Source organism: Nocardiopsis coralli (assembly GCF_014892575.1).
GTDB lineage: Bacteria > Actinomycetota > Actinomycetes > Streptosporangiales > Streptosporangiaceae > Nocardiopsis > Nocardiopsis coralli.
Window position 1 is genome coordinate 225,187 of sequence record NZ_JADBGI010000006.1, and the last position, 16,375, is coordinate 241,561.

Here is a 16,375-nt window from a genome sequence, read left to right on the forward strand (position 1 = left end):
TTTTCACCCGGTGCACCCCATGACAGATGTCATCGCCACCGGTCGGCTCACCCGTTGCCTGGTGCCGGGCGCCCGGTGACGGCGGCGACCGCCGCGTCCACGGCGGCCCGGCCGTCCTGTTCAGGGGTGTCGGGTGTCTGGCGAGCGACCCGCAGCCAGATCCCGTCGAGGAGGACGAGGACGAGCTCCACGGCCTGCTCCGGTTCCAGGCCGGGCGCGAGCTCCCCCTGTTCTGCGGCGTAGGCGACGGCCTTGCGCAAGGCGGCGCGCGACTGTTCGTCGTACTCGGCCAGGACGCGCGCGAAGTCCTCCGACACGGCGGCGCCGGCGTAGAAGGCGGCCCACACCCGGGCCTGGGCGAGCCGTTCCTCGTCGGTGGGGAGCAGGTCCACGAGCACGGCGCGCAGGCCCTCGGCGAAGGTGAGCAGCCCGGGACCGATACGGATGCGTGAGAAGCGTTCGGTGACCGCGTCGAGGCTGTCGCGGAGCGCGAAGAGCAGCAGGTCGTCCTTGGTGGCGAAGTCCCGCTGCACGGCGCCCGCGGAGATCCCGGCCTCAGCGGCGACGGTACGCACACTCACGCCCTCCAGCCCTTGTCGGGCGGCGATCCTGCGGAGCGCGCCGGCGACCTTCCGGCGGCGTTCGTCCTTGTCGACGTACTTGGGCACGGCCGTCATTCTGGCACACGCACCCTTGAGATACATTTGTATCGATACGCCTGTATCAGCGAGGAGGGGCCCATGCCCACTGCAGGAACCGTCGCCCGCCGCACAGCACTCGCCCTCGCCGGCCTCACCGCACTGGCGGGGATCGCCGCCGTCGCCCTCGTACTCATGCCGCCGCCCACCTGGGAAGCCTGGCAGTACGCGCTCCTGGCCCTCGAGTTCTCCCTGTTCGCAGCCCTCGTGGCCGCCTTCGGCGCTGCGCTCGCGCTCGCCGCCCGACCGGGGAACACCCGACTGCGCGCCGTCCTGGTGTCGGCCAACGCGCTCGTCCTGGCCGCCGCGCTCGTGCCCTCCGCCGCCCTCTGGAGCACCGCCCGCGACCTCGGCGCCGACCTCTCGCTCTCCGACCACACCGCCGGCCTCAGCACCGTCGCCGACCGCGAGCCGACCACCCTCACCTACGCGACGGTCGATGGCACCGCACTGGAGCTGGACGTGTGGGAACCCGCAGAACCCTCCGCAGAGCCCCTCCCGGTCGTCGTCAACGTGCACGGCGGCGCCGACGACCTCTCCCAGAGCCTGCTCCCCCGCTGGGACACCTGGCTGGCCGACGAGGGCCACGTCGTGGTCGAGGCCGACTACCGCTTCTTCCCCGAGGGCGAGTGGTCCGCCCCCGTCTCGGACGTGCGGTGCGCCCTCGGCTGGGTGCGCGACCACATCGCGGAGTACGGCGGCGACCCCGAGCGCATCGCCCTGACCGGACAGTCCGCCGGCGGTTTCCTCGCCCTGCTCGCCGCCTGGGCACCGGCCGAGGACATCCCGCCCTCGTGCCCGGCGCCGGAGGTGGATCCGGACGCCGTCATCGCCTGGTACACCGCATCCATCGGCACCGTGGACGCCCCGCCCTCCCCCTGGCGCCTGCGTCACTCACCCCTGGGCGGCGAGCTCGCCGCCACGAACGAACACATGATGGGCGGAACCGTCGACGAAGTACCCGAGGAGTACACGGCCTCCTCCCCCGTCGAGCACGTGCGCCCCGGTCTCCCTCCGGCACTGCTGCTCACCGCGGGCCACGACCTGTTCCTGGACCCCGAGGACAACCGTCGCCTGGCCGCGCGGCTCTCCGGCGCGGGCGTCGCCCACCGTCACGTCGAACTCCCCTGGACCGAGCACATGTACGACCTCAACTGGGGCGGGTTCGCCTCCCAGATCACCCGCCACGAGATCGGCGCCTTCCTCACCGAGCACCTGCATCCCTGACGCTCAGCGCGCAACGGCCCGGCACGGAAGCGCCGCTGAAGTACCCGGGACGGAAAAGAGGGGCCGGGCACCGACGGGAAACATCGGTGCCCGGCCCCTCGCGGGTGCCTGCGGCTCACGCGGCCGTGCGGGCGGCCGTGCGAGCGCGTGCGTCAGGCGTCGGCGGTCTCCTTCGCGTCGCCGCCCGCGGCCGGGTCCTCACCCTTGACCGAGCGCAGCAGCAGCTGGGACACGTCCACGACCTCGAGGGACTCCGCGGCCTCGCCCGCGGACTTCTTCTCGTTGATCGCGTCGCCGAGCATCACCTGGCAGAACGGGCAGGCGGTGGAGACGGTGTCGGGGTTGGTCGTCAGCGCCTCGTCCACACGCTCGGTGTTGATGCGCTTGCCGATCCGCTCCTCCATCCACATGCGGGCGCCGCCGGCGCCGCAGCAGAAACCGCGCTCCTTGTGGCGGTGCATCTCCTGCGTCTTGACGCCGGGGACCTTCGCCATGATGTCGCGCGGGGGCGTGTACACCTTGTTGTGCCGGCCCAGGAAGCACGGGTCGTGGTAGGTGATGTTCTCGTCCACCGAGTCCACCGGGGTCAGCTGGCCCTCGTCCACGAGCTTGGCGAGGAGCTGGCTGTGGTGGATGACCTCGTAGGTGCCGCCGAGGTCGGGGTACTCGTTGGCGAGCGTGTTGAAGCAGTGCGGGCAGCTGGCCACGATCTTGGTGACCCCGGCCTCGTTGAGCGTCTCCACGTTCTGCTGCGCGAGCATCTGGAAGACGTACTCCATGCCGAGGCGGCGGGCCGGGTCACCGGTGCACGCCTCCATGCCGCCCATGACCGCGAACTTCACGCCCGCGATGTCGAGGAGCTCGGCGATGGCCTTGGTGGTCTTCTTCGCGCGGTCCTCGAGCGCACCGGCGCAACCGACCCAGAACAGGTACTCGGTGTCCTCGGGCATCTTCTCGTCGACGACCGTGACCTCGACCGGGTTCTCCTGCTCGGCCAGCTCCTGGATCCAGTCCATGCGCCGGTCCTCGGCCATCCCCCACGGGTTGGCCTTGTTCTCCAGGTTCTTCAGGAGCGTGTTGGCCTCGGAGGGGAAGTTGGACTCGACCATGACCTGGTAGCGGCGCATGTCGAGGATGTGGTCGATGTGCTCGATGTCGACCGGGCACTGCTCGACGCACGCACCGCAGTTGGTGCAGGCCCACAGCTCGTCGGGGTGGATGACGCCACCCTCCTCCTCGGTGCCGACGAGCGGCTTGCCCAGGAGCGAGAGGACGTCCACCCCTGCGTGGCTCTCGTCGGGCTGCTCGGAGAGGGTCTCCTCGGTCATGCCCTGGAGCAGGTACGGGGCCTTCTCGTAGGTGTGCTGCTGCAGGTCGAGGATGACCTTCTTGGGGGAGAGCGGCTTCCCGGTGTTCCAGGCGGGGCACTGGTCCTGGCAGCGGCCGCACTCGGTGCAGCTGCTGAAGTCGAGCAGGCCCTTCCAGGTGAAGTCCTCGAGCTTGCCCGCACCGAACGGGTCCTCGTCGGGGTCGGCCTCCTCGAAGTCGAGGGGCTTCTTGCCGGAGGCGTCCATCATCTGCTTGGCGCCGCCGTGGGACGGGCTGCCGTCCTGGTTGCGCTTGAAGTAGATGTTGACCGGCGCGAGGAAGCGGTGCCAGCCCACGCCCATGGTGAGCTTCATGGCCAGCACGACGAAGAACATGTAGCTGATGATCAGCTTGAAGGCGGCCACGAGCGCGATACCGGGCTCGACGACCGACATCTCCCCGGGAAGCGCGGCACCGAACGCGTGCGAGAGCGGGGTCGCCCAGACCGGGAAGGGGAAGGTCTCGGAGGCGACCTTGAAGCCGCGGATCAGGAAGATCGAGACGAGGAGGCCGATGATGTAGGCCTCGACGTAGTAGGCGGTCCAGTGCTTGGAGTGCATGAACCGCGACTTGCGGCCGCGCCGTGCGGGGCTGTTGATGATCCGGTAGGCGGTCAGGCCGAGGATGCCGACGAGGCTGAAGCCGGCGATGATCTCGATGGCCAGACCGTAGATCGTCCAGTCGTAGATGAGCGGCAGAGAGAAGTGCGGGTCGAAGACCTCGCCCTGCGCCTCGACCACGGTCAGGAAGAGGAGCGGGAACGAGACCATGACGAACCAGTGCGCGACACCCACCCACGGGCGCTTGAGCATCCGCGTGTGACCGATGGTCTCGATGAGCGTGGTCGTCAGCCGTTGGCCGAACGGTCCCTTGCGCTCCGGCTCCACCGGACGGCCGATGCTCACGGTGCGCACGATCTGGCGGACAGCCAGAGCGAACACAGCGAGCGCGACCACGGCGAAGACCGAGGTGATGATGCCCAATGTCAAGTACAAAGGCTGCATCGTCCGTGGCCTCCCATCCTGCTGTCGTCATCCGGTGCGCCACACACCGGAGGCCGGGGTACATGTTACTAGCGAGTAATAGCAGGGGCGTCAACGGATCCTCCGCCACGCGCCCTCCGCGCGACCCGGCCGCGGGAACCGAATCGCACTCGCTTTTTCGTCAACGCTAGTCAGGTTCCGCGCCACGGAATCACGCGGGCCCGCCGAAGCGGCCCCATGACACTCCCCACCTCCTCCGCGCGCACGCGCACCCGCGACGGCACCGCGCTCCCCCGCCACCGCTGCCCCACGCGCGCCGCCGCCCCCGATCGCCCACGGCTACGGGGATCCCGGACTCTGCCCGGACCCGACCCCGACACCCGGGTCAAGGTTGTCCCCGGGTTGTCCCGGGGTTCGGCCATCTCCCGCCGAGCCGCTGCACGATTCGGGAACAATCGGGCCTGGTCGTCCGTTGGCAGACCATAGGAAGTGCATTGAGTCGGGTCGACTCAAGTGACTTGACAACCCTCACCCGACGAAGCAAACTTTCGTCCGAAGGACTCAACTTTCACGGAGGAACCAACCATGGCACGTGCGGTCGGAATCGACCTCGGTACGACGAACTCGTGTGTCGCGGTCCTGGAGGGCGGCGAGCCGACGGTCATCACCAACGCCGAGGGCTCGCGCACCACCCCGTCCGTCGTCGCCTTCGCCAAGAACGGCGAGGTGCTCGTGGGTGAGGTGGCCAAGCGCCAGGCCGTCACCAACGTCGACCGGACCATCCGCTCGGTGAAGCGCCACATCGGCACCGACTGGTCCGTCAAGATCGACGACAAGGACTTCAACCCGCAGCAGATCAGCGCCTTCGTGCTGCAGAAGCTCAAGCGGGACGCCGAGGCCTACCTGGGCGAAGAGGTCACCGACGCGGTCATCACCGTCCCCGCCTACTTCAGCGACGCCCAGCGCCAGGCCACCAAGGAGGCCGGCACGATCGCGGGCCTCAACGTCCTGCGCATCATCAACGAGCCGACCTCGGCCGCGCTCGCGTACCACCTCGAGAAGGAGGACGAGGCCACCATCCTGGTCTACGACCTCGGTGGCGGTACCTTCGACGTCTCCCTCCTCGAGGTCGGCGACGGCGTCGTCGAGGTCAAGGCGACCAACGGCGACAACCACCTCGGTGGCGACGACTGGGACCAGGCGATCGTCGACTGGCTGGTCGAGCGCTTCAAGAACGCCCAGGGCGTCGACCTGTCCAAGGACAAGATGGCCCTCCAGCGTCTGCGCGAGGCCGCTGAGAAGACCAAGATCGAGCTCTCCAGCTCCACCGAGTCGCAGATCAACCTGCCCTACATCACGGCCTCGGCCGAGGGCCCGCTGCACCTGGACGAGAAGCTCTCCCGCTCCGAGTTCCAGCGCCTGACCTCCGACCTGGTCGACCGGACCAAGACCCCGTTCCAGCAGGTCATCAAGGACGCGGGCATCCAGCTCAGCGACATCCAGCACGTCGTCATGGTGGGTGGCTCCACCCGCATGCCGGCCGTCGCCGACCTGGTCAAGGAGATGACCGGCAAGGAGCCCAACAAGGGCGTCAACCCCGACGAGGTCGTCGCCATCGGTGCGGCCCTGCAGGCCGGCGTCCTCAAGGGCGAGGTCAAGGACGTCCTCCTGCTGGACGTCACCCCGCTCTCCCTGGGCATCGAGACCAAGGGCGGTGTGTTCACCAAGCTCATCGAGCGCAACACCACCATCCCCACCAAGCGGTCCGAGATCTTCAGCACCGCCGAGGACAACCAGCCCTCCGTGCAGATCCAGGTCTTCCAGGGTGAGCGCGAGATCGCCCAGTACAACAAGAAGCTGGGCGTCTTCGACCTGACCGGTCTGCCCCCGGCGCCGCGCGGCGTCCCGCAGATCGAGGTCACCTTCGACATCGACGCCAACGGCATCGTGAGCGTCACCGCGAAGGACCTCGGCACCGGCAAGGAGCAGTCGGTCACCATCTCCGGCGGTTCGGCGATGTCCAAGGAGGACATCGACAAGATGGTCCACGAGGCCGAGGAGTACGCGGAGGAGGACCGCAAGCGCCGCGAGGAGGCCGAGGTCCGCAACAACGCCGAGTCCCTCGTCCACCAGACCGAGAAGGTCATCTCCGAGAACGAGGACAAGGTCCCCGCGGACGTCCGCTCGGAGACCGAGTCGGCCATCGCCGAGCTGAAGACCGCTCTCGAGGGCACCGACACCGAGGCGATCCGCCAGGCCAGCGAGAAGGTCGCCATGGCCAGCCAGAAGATCGGCTCGGCCATCTACAGCCAGGGCGAGCAGGCCGGCGGTGCCGAGGGTGCCGAGCAGGCCGGCGCCCAGGACGCCTCCACCGAGGACGCCGACGTCGTCGACGCCGAGATCGTCGACGAGGACAACGGCAAGGGCAACCAGTCCTGATCCGGGGTCGAGCCGACGAAGGGAGGGCAGATCTCAGATGGCGCAGTCCGACAGCAACAACTCCGGCACCGGCGAGAACGGTGAGGAGACCGAGGGCCCGGTGATCCGGGACCACCGGAGGATCGATCCCGAGACCGGGGAGGTCCGCGAACCCGAGGCCGGCGAGCAGGCCGCCGAGGACCAGCCGTCCGAGGAGGCCGAGGCCGGAGCCGACGAGGAGACCGTCGTCGAGGACGACGCCGAGGAGGCGCCCGAGATCCCGGACACCCCGGAGGACCTCGTCTCGGAGGCGATCAACGCCGACGAGCGGGTCATCGACCTCACCAACGACATCAAGAGGGTCCAGGCGGAGTACGCCAACTACCGCAAGCGCGTCGAGCGCGACCGGGTGGCGGTCCGTGAGGCGGCCACCGCGAAGGTGGTCGAGGAGCTCCTGCCGATCCTGGACGATGTCGGCCGCGCCCGCGAGCACGACGAGCTCAACGGCGGCTTCAAGGCGGTCGGGGAGGCCCTGGAGGCCACCGCGACCAAGCTGGGGCTGGAGCGGTACGCCGAGCAGGGCGACGAGTTCGACCCGAACGTGCACGAGGCGCTCACTCTGGTGCCGGTCCCCAACATCTCGGTCCAGACGGTCATCGAGGTGTTCCAGCCGGGGTACCGCATCGGGGAGAGGGTCCTGCGCCCGGCCCGTGTCGTCGTGGGTGACCCCCAGGACGGCGAGGAGGCCGAGGGCGACTCGGCCGAGGCCGCGGAGTCGGAGGACGGCGGGTCCACCGGTTCCGGTGACGGCAAGGCCGACGACGGCAAGTAGCGGTCCGGTCCGCGGGCCGGCGGGTGCGGCCCAGGGGCATCACCCGCCGGTTCCGCACCGGCCCGCCAGAGGCTCTTCCGGCCGGGGCACCACCGTGTGTCCCGGCCGGAGGCCGACCCCGGCCGAGGAGCGGACGGGGCGACGTGGAAGCATCGGACGCAACCGGCAGCAGCGGGAGAAGGCTTTAGTCGATGAGCACCAAGGACTACCTGGAGAAGGACTACTACAAGGTCCTCGGAGTCTCAAAGACCGCCTCGAAGGACGAGATCAAGCAGTCCTACCGCAAGCTGGCCAGGGAGAACCACCCCGACGCCAACAACGACGACCCTCAGGCCGCCGAGCGGTTCAAGGAGATCTCCGAGGCCTACAACGTCCTGTCGGACGAGAAGCGCCGCAAGGAGTACGACGAAGCGCGGTCGCTCTTCGGCGGCGGCGGTTACAGCCCCGGGGGCGGCAACACCGGTCCGGGCGGGTTCGACATGAGCGACCTGTTCGGCACACCGGGGGGCACCACCCGCGGCGGTGGCGGCGGTGAGCGCCTCAGCGACCTGTTCGGGGGCCTGTTCGGCAACCGCACCCGCACCGGCGGGGCCACCCGCAGCCGGCGGGGCGCCGACATCGAGACCGAGACGTCGATGAGTTTCCGCGAGGCGGCGGAAGGTGCGACGCGTTCCTTCCAGCTGTCGAGCGATGCGCCGTGTGCGACGTGCAAGGGCACCGGTGCAAGGGCCGGGACCGCGCCCCGCATGTGCCCGAAGTGTTCTGGCACCGGCCACGCGAGCCAGAACCTGGGGGGTTTCTCCCTCTCCGAGCCGTGCGACGAGTGCCGCGGCCGGGGACTGGTCGTCGACGACCCCTGCCCCACCTGCACCGGGAGCGGTCGCGGCAAGAGCACTCGCACGATTCAGACCCGGATCCCCGGCGGTGTGCACGACGGGCAGAAGATCCGGCTCAAGGGCAAGGGCGCCCCGGGTGAGAACGGCGGCCCGGCCGGTGACCTCTACGTCGTCGTTCATGTGAAGGAGCACGCGGTGTTCGGCCGCAACGGCGACAACCTCACCCTCACCGTCCCCGTGACCGTCCCCGAGGCCGCACTCGGCGCGGACGTCCGGGTACCCACCCTCGGCGGTTTCCCGGTCACCGTGAAGGTTCCGCCGGGCACACAGAACGGGCGCAAGCTGCGGGTCCGCGGCAAGGGCGCCACGCGCAAGGACGGCACCCCCGGCGACATGATCGTCACGTTCGAGGTCAAGGTGCCGCAGACGCTCAACGGCGACGCGCGCGAGGCTCTGGAGAAGTTCCGCGCAGCGACCTCCGACTACGACCCGCGTGACGGGCTCGAAGCGCGGGCGAAGGGTGCGTGAACGACGTGAACGATCCTTCTTTCGGTGCTGACGCACCGGTCTATGTGATCTCGGTGGCGGCCGAGCTGGCCGGTATGCACCCGCAGACTCTGCGGCAGTACGACCGACTGGGGATCGTCTCGCCCGGCCGTGCGTCCGGCCGGGGCCGGCGCTACTCCATGCGCGACGTGCAGATGCTGCGCGAGGTGGCACGCCTGTCGCAGGAGGAGGGCATCAACCTGGCCGGGATCAAGCGGATCCTGGAGCTCGAGCACGAGGTGCGGGACCTGCGCGAGCAGATCTTCCACCTGGCCAACGAACTGGAGGCGGCGCGCCGCGCGGTGTCCCGCAGGGGACGCCCCACGGGGCACGAGCCGGGGACCTCGCGGGGGGAACTGGTGCGCCGCACTCGCGTGACCATCTTCAACACGGCCGAGCAGCCCGGTGAAGGCCCGGGCCGTGGCGAGGGGTCGGACGGTCCGGGGACGGGCCGTCCGGAGGACGACCGGGGCTGACACCGCCTCGAGGGCCCGGCCCGAGGGGTCTCCGGCACGGGTGTCATGCGGCGTGGTCGACCGCGATTCATCACTCTGAGTGACTTTATTTGCGAAAGGAGTCACCTCGCATGAACTACAAGCTCACCCAGAAGAGCCAGGAGGCTCTGTCGGTGGCGATTCGGCGCGCGACCACCGACGGCAACCCGCAGACGGAACCGGTGCACCTGCTGGCCGCGCTGCTGGAACAGGCCGAGGGGATCACGCGCCCGCTGCTGAAGGAGGTCGGGGCCGACCCCGACCGGCTCAAGGACCGCACCGACGCCGCCGTCGCCGAGCTGCCCAAGGCGCAGGGTTCCACGGTCGGCTCGCCCAGCGCCTCGCGGCAGCTGACCATCGTCATCAACACGGCGGCCCAGCGCGCCCAGCAGATGGAGGACGAGTACGTCTCCACCGAGCACCTGCTGGTGGGCCTGGCCGCGGACGGCGGTGAGGCCTCCCGCCTGCTCAAGGAGGCCGGGGCGACCCCGGACACGCTCCTGGAGGCCTTCGAGCAGGTCCGCGGCAAGGGCAGGGTGACCTCGGAGAACCCCGAGGACACCTACCAGTCGCTGGAGAAGTTCGGCGTGGACCTGACCGAACGCGCCCGCGAGGGCAAGGTCGACCCGGTCATCGGACGCGACGGGGAGATCCGCCGCGTCGTGCAGGTGCTCAGCCGCCGCACGAAGAACAACCCGGTGCTGATCGGCGAACCCGGCGTCGGCAAGACCGCCGTCGTCGAGGGCCTGGCCCAGCGCATCGTGGCCGGCGACGTCCCGCAGTCCCTGCTCGGCAAGCGCCTGGTGAGCCTGGACCTTTCGGCGATGGTCGCGGGCGCCAAGTACCGCGGTGAGTTCGAGGAGCGGCTCAAGGCGGTCCTGCAGGAGATCAAGGACTCCGAGGGCCAGGTCATCACCTTCATCGACGAGCTGCACACCATGGTCGGCGCCGGCGGGGCCGAGGGCGCGATGGACGCCGGGAACATGCTCAAGCCCATGCTCGCCCGCGGTGAGCTGCGCATGGTCGGCGCGACCACCCTGAACGAGTACCGGGAGAAGATCGAGAAGGACGCAGCCCTGGAACGCCGGTTCCAGCAGGTCATGGTGGGTGAGCCCACGGCCGCCGACACGATCGCGATCCTGCGCGGGCTCAAGGGGCGCTACGAGGCCCACCACAAGGTGCAGATCGCCGACTCCGCCCTCGTGGCCGCGGCGACCCTGTCGGACCGCTACATCACCGCCCGGTTCCTGCCGGACAAGGCCATCGACCTCATCGACGAGGCGGCGTCGCGGCTGCGCATGGAGATCGACTCCAGCCCCGTGGAGATCGACGAGCTCCGGCGCATCGTCGACCGCTTGAAGATGGAGGAGATGGCGCTCGACAAGGAGTCCGACCCGGCCAGCGTGCAGCGCCTGGAGCGCCTGCGCGGTGAGCTCGCCGACAAGCAGGAGCGCCTCAACGGGCTCGTGGCCCGGTGGGAGCAGGAGAAGGAGGGCCTGAACCGGGTCGGTGATCTCAAGGGACGCCTGGACGACCTTCGTACCCGCGCCGAGCTGGCCGAACGCGAGGGCAACTTCGGCGAGGCCTCCCGCCTGATGTACGGGGAGATCCCCGAACTGGAACAGCAGGTCGAGGCCGCCAGCATGGCCGAGGAGGAGGCCTCCGAACGCGACGGCGACACCATGGTCAAGGAGGAGGTCGGCGCGGACGAGGTAGCCGACGTGGTCTCGTCCTGGACCGGGATCCCCGTCGGGCGGCTCATGGAGGGCGAGACCTCCAAGCTGCTGCGCATGGAGGACGAGCTCGGACAGCGCCTGATCGGCCAGCGCGCCGCCGTCACCGCCGTGTCCGACGCGGTGCGCCGGGCCCGCGCGGGGATCTCCGACCCCGACCGGCCCACCGGGTCGTTCCTGTTCCTGGGCCCGACCGGTGTGGGCAAGACCGAGCTGGCCAAGGCGCTGGCGGAGTTCCTGTTCGACGACGAGCGTGCGATCGTGCGCATCGACATGAGCGAGTACTCCGAGAAGCACTCGGTCTCGCGCCTGGTCGGTGCCCCTCCCGGTTACGTCGGGTACGAGGAGGGCGGCCAGCTGACCGAGGCCGTGCGGCGCCGCCCGTACACCGTGGTGCTGCTCGACGAGGTGGAGAAGGCCCACCTGGAGGTCTTCGACACCCTGCTGCAGGTGCTCGACGACGGGCGCCTGACCGACGGGCAGGGCCGCCACGTGGACTTCCGGAACACGATCCTGATCCTGACGTCGAACCTGGGGTCGCAGTTCCTCGTTGACCAGTCCCTGGAGGAGTCGGTGCGGCGCGACCGGGTCCTGGACGTGGTGCGGGCGACGTTCAAGCCCGAGTTCCTCAACCGGCTCGACGACGTGATCATGTTCGAGGCGCTCTCGACCGAGGACCTGACGAGCATCGTGGACCTGCAGATCGACAAGCTCGGCCGGCGCCTGGCCGACCGGCGCCTGTCCCTGGAGGTCACCGACGGCGCCCGCGAGTGGCTGGCGTTGACGGGTTACGACCCGAACTACGGTGCGCGGCCGCTGCGGCGCCTGGTGCAGTCCTCCATCGGCGACCCGCTCGCCAAGGAGCTGCTGTCCGGTGAGCTGGGCGAGGGCGACGGGATCGTCGTGGACGTCGACGACGCCGGGGACCGGCTCTCGGTCTCCCGCCGTGCGGCGCCCGAACCCGAGCTCGCACCCTGACACCACCCGTGACGAGGGCCGGGCGCGCGTGCGCCCGGCCCTCTTCGCCTGTTCCCGCCCCGGCCTCAGGGGCGGTCCCCAGCAGGGATGGACCTTCCCACGCACCCCGAGGGCGGGGTCCGTGACGCACACGGTGCCGGTGTCCGCCGCAGAAGGGGAGCACGCCATGACCGTGATCGAACCCCCTCGCCGAGATCTCCCGAGAAGCTGACGGGGCTCAGCTGGCCAGGACCCGGGCCTCGACCTCCGGGTCCAGGCCGACGCGGGGCCGGTCGGGGCGCTGGGGCGCCTCGCCGCCGAGGGAGCGCAGCCACTGCCAGGTATCGGCGACCGTCTCGGCCGCCGGTCGGCACCGCAGACCGGTGGCGAGCGCCCGGTCGACGTTGCCCTGGTGCAGGGTCCCGTGCAGCTCGCCCGGCGGCAGCCAGACGGGCAGTTCGGTCCAGGGCCGGATCCCGGCGGCCTCGATCTCCTCGGGGCCGAGCCACCGGAACTCCGCGTCGGATCCGGTGACCCCCTTACAGGCCTCCAGGAGCTCCTCCATGGTGGTGTGGCCGATCGGGCTCACCGTGTTGTACGGCCCTCCCAACCCCTGGCCCACCGCGTCGAGGGTCCAGGCGGCGAGGTCGCGGGCGTCGATGTACTGCAGCGGCAGGTCGCGCGGGCCGGGCGCCAGGACCGGACCGCCCCGGGCGATACGGTGCAGCCACCAGGGCAGGCGGCCGATGTTCTCGTACGGGCCGAGGACGAGCCCGGCGCGCACGAACAGCGCACGCTCGCCGAACACCGCCTCCGCGGCCAGCTCTCCGCCGCGTTTGGCCCGCGCGTAGTCGCTCCCGTCGTCGTCGGGGGAGGACTCCACGACCGGAGCGCCCTCGTCCGCGCCGGGCGCGCTGGGCAGGCCGTGGACCGAACGGCTGGAGACGTAGGCGTAGTGCCCGACCCGGCCGGAGAGCAGGCGGGCGGCGGCGGAGACCGCGGCGGGAGCGCCCGACCACGTGTCGACGACGGCGTCCCACTCCCCCGTGCGCAGCTCGCCGAGGCCGCCGTCCTCGGTGCGGTCCCCGTGACGGACCTCGACGCCTCCGGGGGCGGGATGTCGCCCCCGGTGGAAGACGGTGACCTCCCACCCCCGGGCGAGCGCCCCTTCGACGACCGCCCGCCCCACGAACTCGGTACCGCCCAGAACCAGGAGTCTCGTCATCCGGCCAGTCTTGCGGACTCGGCACCCGGGCGCCAGGGGTTCCTGCCCACAGCAGAACCCCCGGACTCGCCCGGCTCCCACCGTGCCCCGGGGGTGTCACCGGGTACCGAGGAAGCGCAGGAGCGCCTCCGCCGTCTCGTCCGGTGCGTCCTCGGGGAGGAAGTGGCCCGCCCCAGGGGTCCTTTCCCGGCGTGACCGACAGTGACGGCAGGGGTCGGAAGGCGCAGCGCACAGGGCCGAGGGGCCGGCCTCAGAACCCGGGCACCGGAACACACCCGCGGGCGCGGCGCTGCAGGAGCACACGTTCGCCGCCGTTGTCGGTGAGCATCGCCGCGTGTTCGAACTCCGCACGGGCCTGGCTCCGGTACCCGAGGCGCAGCAACAGGTCGCCGCGCACGGCGAAGAACAGCGGGTAGCGCTCCATGGCGGGTTCGTCGGCCAGGGTGTCGACGATGGTGAGGGCGGCGCGGGGGCCGCGGTCCATGGACAGCGCGACGGCCCGGTTGAGTTCGGCGACCGGTGAGCGGGTGGCGCGCACGAGCTCGCCGTAGAGGTCGGCGATGGCGCCCCAGTCGGTGTCCTCGGTGCGGGGGGCGCGGGCGTGTTCGGCGGCGATGGCGGCCTGGAGCGCGTAGGGGCCGCGGGTCGGGTTCGGGCCGGCGGGAACGGAGCGTTCCAGGGTGGCCAGGCCGCGGGCGACCTGGCGGCGGTCCCAGCGGGTGCGGTCCTGGTCCTCGAGGGGGACGGGCGTGCCGTCGGGTGCGCAGCGTGCCCGGAACCGGGAGGCGTGCAGTTCCATGAGGGCGAGGAGCCCGTGCGCCTCGGGTTCGCCGGGCATGATGCGCACGAGCACACGTCCGAGGTAGAGGGCCTCCTCGGCGAGTTCCGGGCGCATCCAGTCGTCCCCGGCGGTGGCGACGTACCCCTCGTTGAACACCAGGTGGACCACGGAGAGCACGGACGCCAGGCGGACGTCGCGTTCGTCCCCCGCCGGCACCTCGAAGCGCACGTTCTTCTCGCGCAGGGTGCGTTTGGCGCGCACGATGCGCTGGGCGACGGTCGGTTCGGGCAGGAGGAAGGCCCGGGCGACCTCCGCGGTGGTGAGCCCGCCCAGCAGGCGCAGGGTCAGGGCCACCCGGGAGGCGACCGGCAGCACGGGGTGGCAGCACACGAACACCAGGCGCAGGAGGTCGTCGCCGTAGTCGTCCTCGACCGCGTCGAACTGGTTCTGCCCGTCGTGGAGGGCGGCCTCGCGTCCGAGTTCGGTGAGGCGGTCGCGGAAGCGGGCGTCGCGCCGCCACCGGTCGACGACGCGGCGTTTGGCGACGGTGGTCAGCCACGCGGCGGGGTTGCGGGGCGTTCCCTCGCGCGGCCAGGTCTCCAAGGCGCTGACCAGGGCGTCCTGGGCGACCTCCTCGGCGGTGCCGACGTCGCCGACCATGCGGGTGAGCACGGCGACGAGGCGGCCGGACTCGATCCGCCAGACCGCCTCGACCGCGCCCCGAGCTTCCGTGTGACCCACGTCACCATGACAGCACCGTGGGGCCGCACGATGCAAGTGCAGGTCAGATGCCCTGCCCCTGCGCCCGGAGCTGCCGCTCGCGTTCCTTGAGCTCCTCGGGCATCTCGTCCAGGTCGTCGAGCTCGGCGATCCTGCGGAGCTGGAGCCGGAGCTCGCCCTGCGGCGGGTGCGGGCAGCGCCGCGCCCAGGCGATCGCCTCCTCCTTCGAGGCCACGTCCAGCACCCAGTAGCCGGCGATGAACTCCTTCGCCTCGGTGAAGGGGCCGTCGAACACCTCGGCCCGCCCGTCGCGGAAGGCCACCTCGGCCCCCTCGGACGTGGACAGGAGCCCTTCGCCGGTGACCAGGACCCCGGACCGGGACATCTTCTCGTTGTAGTTGGCCATCTCCTCGTAGACCTCCGGAGGTGCCTCGTACTCCCCGGCGGCCTCGTCCTGCGGGTCGCTCATGATCGTCATCAGGTAACGCATGGCGCGCGTCCTTCCGGTGTCGCCGCGGGGTCCGCCCCCGCTCTCACCTGCTCGTCGAACGGCGATCCCCCGGATCGACACCCGCCCGCGGATATTTCCGCCCACCCCCGCCGGCCGTCAGGCGCCGCACCCGCCGCAGGCTGCGTGACCGGCACGCCCGCACGGCCGAGGTGGCCACAACCGGCCAGGGGGCCGCAGCGCAGCAGCCGCGGGACCGCCGCTTGGATAGGGTCCGGGCGACAGCGGCGGCGCGGGGAGACGGGGTGGTGGGCGTGGACCTGTTCCTCAGCACCGCCTTCGGGTTCCCCACGGTGCTGTTCACCCCGCTGCTGATCGTCGCGACCCTCTACTGGCTCCTCGTCGCCCTCGGCACGGCCGACACCGAGCTCCTCGACAGCTCCGGTGAGGCCGGCGAGGCCCTCGGTTTCAGCGCCGTCATGGCACGCGTCGGGCTCGGCCGGGTCCCGGCCACCGTCGCGATCACCCTTCTCGTCCTCGTCGCCTGGTTCGTCAGCATGCTGGGGAGCATCATGGTCAGCGTCCTCGACCTCGAGTCCACCGCACTGCTGCTCCTCCTGGGCCTGGTGGTGCTGCTCATCGCGATCGTCGGCGCCTGGGCGGTGGCCAGCGGGGTCGTCATGGGACTGGCCAGGTTCCTGCCGGGCCGGGCCAAGAGCGCGGAGCACGAGCTCGTGGGGCGCACCTGCACCATCCGCATCGGCCGCGCCGACGCCGAGTTCGGGCAGGCCGAGATCACCACGCAGGACGGCGCCTCCATCTCCATCCCGGTCCGCACCACCGGCGGGGAGATCCTCGACCTGGGGTCCACGGCGCTGATCTTCGAGCACGACGCCCGCAACGAGGTCTTCCTCGTGACCCGCTTCGATCCCGCCCTCGACCCCGGACGCGACTGACCGGTTCCGGCCAAACACGCGCGTGACCGGCACAAATCCCGCCTTCGCAGGAAACCGACCGGCCGCGTCCGGCGTCCCATCCCTGAGAACCAACGCCCCGACCGGGTGAGCGGCGCGCCCCGGCCACCCCGTGCGCGCCTTCCACAGCTCCCC

At 70.7% G+C, this 16,375-nt stretch carries 12 protein-coding genes; 7 read left to right on the plus strand and 5 right to left on the minus strand.

The genetic code is table 11. From position 1 onward, the window contains the following. Positions 1-47: 47 nt before the first annotated feature. Entirely contained in the window at positions 48-677 is a 630-nt protein-coding gene (locus IDM40_RS09055) for a TetR/AcrR family transcriptional regulator (RefSeq protein WP_193121479.1), read from the minus strand. A 63-nt stretch (positions 678-740) separates the two neighbouring features. Here IDM40_RS09055 and IDM40_RS09060 point away from each other — a divergent pair, with 63 nt between their 5' ends. Continuing rightward, complete coding sequence (locus IDM40_RS09060; protein ID WP_193121480.1) at positions 741-1,925, plus strand: alpha/beta hydrolase; 1,185 nt, start codon at positions 741-743, stop codon at positions 1,923-1,925. Between the two features lie 152 nt (positions 1,926-2,077). Here IDM40_RS09060 and IDM40_RS09065 read toward each other — a convergent pair whose 3' ends face one another. Beyond that, entirely contained in the window at positions 2,078-4,297 is a 2,220-nt protein-coding gene (locus tag IDM40_RS09065) for a (Fe-S)-binding protein (protein WP_193121481.1), read from the minus strand. Between the two features lie 564 nt (positions 4,298-4,861). Between IDM40_RS09065 and dnaK the strand changes: the two genes are divergently transcribed. The 5 genes from dnaK to clpB all read left to right on the plus strand — a co-directional run bounded on the left by dnaK (position 4,862) and on the right by clpB (position 12,113). Then, positions 4,862-6,715, plus strand: a complete 1,854-nt coding sequence (gene dnaK, locus IDM40_RS09070; RefSeq protein ID WP_193121482.1) for a molecular chaperone DnaK — start codon at positions 4,862-4,864, stop codon at positions 6,713-6,715. A 37-nt stretch (positions 6,716-6,752) separates the two neighbouring features. After that, entirely contained in the window at positions 6,753-7,526 is a 774-nt protein-coding gene (gene grpE / locus IDM40_RS09075) for a nucleotide exchange factor GrpE (RefSeq protein WP_193121483.1), read from the plus strand. A 191-nt stretch (positions 7,527-7,717) separates the two neighbouring features. After that, a complete protein-coding gene (gene dnaJ, locus IDM40_RS09080; protein ID WP_193121484.1) occupies positions 7,718-8,890 on the plus strand; it encodes a molecular chaperone DnaJ in 1,173 nt (390 codons plus the stop codon). Further along, a complete protein-coding gene (locus tag IDM40_RS09085; protein ID WP_193121485.1) occupies positions 8,887-9,384 on the plus strand; it encodes a heat shock protein transcriptional repressor HspR in 498 nt (165 codons plus the stop codon). The genes dnaJ and IDM40_RS09085 overlap by 4 nt, the downstream gene beginning before the upstream one ends. A 110-nt stretch (positions 9,385-9,494) precedes the next feature. Further along, positions 9,495-12,113 (plus strand): ATP-dependent chaperone ClpB, encoded by a 2,619-nt coding sequence (gene clpB, locus IDM40_RS09090; RefSeq protein WP_193121486.1) that lies wholly within the window; start codon positions 9,495-9,497, stop codon positions 12,111-12,113. A 217-nt stretch (positions 12,114-12,330) separates the two neighbouring features. Here clpB and IDM40_RS09095 read toward each other — a convergent pair whose 3' ends face one another. The 3 genes from IDM40_RS09095 to IDM40_RS09105 form a co-directional block, all read right to left on the minus strand. Further along, on the minus strand, positions 12,331-13,317 hold the full coding sequence (locus IDM40_RS09095; RefSeq protein WP_193121487.1) for an NAD-dependent epimerase/dehydratase family protein: 987 nt from the start codon (positions 13,315-13,317) through the stop codon (positions 12,331-12,333). A gap of 250 nt (positions 13,318-13,567) precedes the next feature. Continuing rightward, positions 13,568-14,839, minus strand: coding sequence for an RNA polymerase sigma factor (locus IDM40_RS09100; RefSeq protein ID WP_193121488.1), 1,272 nt, complete (start codon positions 14,837-14,839; stop codon positions 13,568-13,570). Positions 14,840-14,882: 43 nt separating this feature from the next. Further along, on the minus strand, positions 14,883-15,308 hold the full coding sequence (locus tag IDM40_RS09105) for a YciI family protein (protein ID WP_193121489.1): 426 nt from the start codon (positions 15,306-15,308) through the stop codon (positions 14,883-14,885). A 272-nt stretch (positions 15,309-15,580) separates the two neighbouring features. Here IDM40_RS09105 and IDM40_RS09110 point away from each other — a divergent pair, with 272 nt between their 5' ends. Continuing rightward, positions 15,581-16,222, plus strand: a complete 642-nt coding sequence (locus tag IDM40_RS09110) for a DUF1449 domain-containing protein (protein WP_193121490.1) — start codon at positions 15,581-15,583, stop codon at positions 16,220-16,222. Positions 16,223-16,375 lie beyond the last annotated feature (153 nt).

What these genes read in the sequence shown, in the direction of transcription:
- IDM40_RS09095 (WP_193121487.1), bottom strand. Translation starts at nt 13,317, where the DNA reads ATGACGAGACTCCTGGTTCTGGGCGGTACCGAGTTCGTGGGGCGGGCG.
- dnaK (WP_193121482.1), top strand. Translation starts at nt 4,862, where the DNA reads ATGGCACGTGCGGTCGGAATCGACCTCGGTACGACGAACTCGTGTGTC.
- IDM40_RS09065 (WP_193121481.1), bottom strand. Translation starts at nt 4,297, where the DNA reads ATGCAGCCTTTGTACTTGACATTGGGCATCATCACCTCGGTCTTCGCC.
- IDM40_RS09055 (WP_193121479.1), bottom strand. Translation starts at nt 677, where the DNA reads ATGACGGCCGTGCCCAAGTACGTCGACAAGGACGAACGCCGCCGGAAG.
- clpB (WP_193121486.1), top strand. Translation starts at nt 9,495, where the DNA reads ATGAACTACAAGCTCACCCAGAAGAGCCAGGAGGCTCTGTCGGTGGCG.
- IDM40_RS09060 (WP_193121480.1), top strand. Translation starts at nt 741, where the DNA reads ATGCCCACTGCAGGAACCGTCGCCCGCCGCACAGCACTCGCCCTCGCC.
- grpE (WP_193121483.1), top strand. Translation starts at nt 6,753, where the DNA reads ATGGCGCAGTCCGACAGCAACAACTCCGGCACCGGCGAGAACGGTGAG.
- dnaJ (WP_193121484.1), top strand. Translation starts at nt 7,718, where the DNA reads ATGAGCACCAAGGACTACCTGGAGAAGGACTACTACAAGGTCCTCGGA.
- IDM40_RS09105 (WP_193121489.1), bottom strand. Translation starts at nt 15,308, where the DNA reads ATGCGTTACCTGATGACGATCATGAGCGACCCGCAGGACGAGGCCGCC.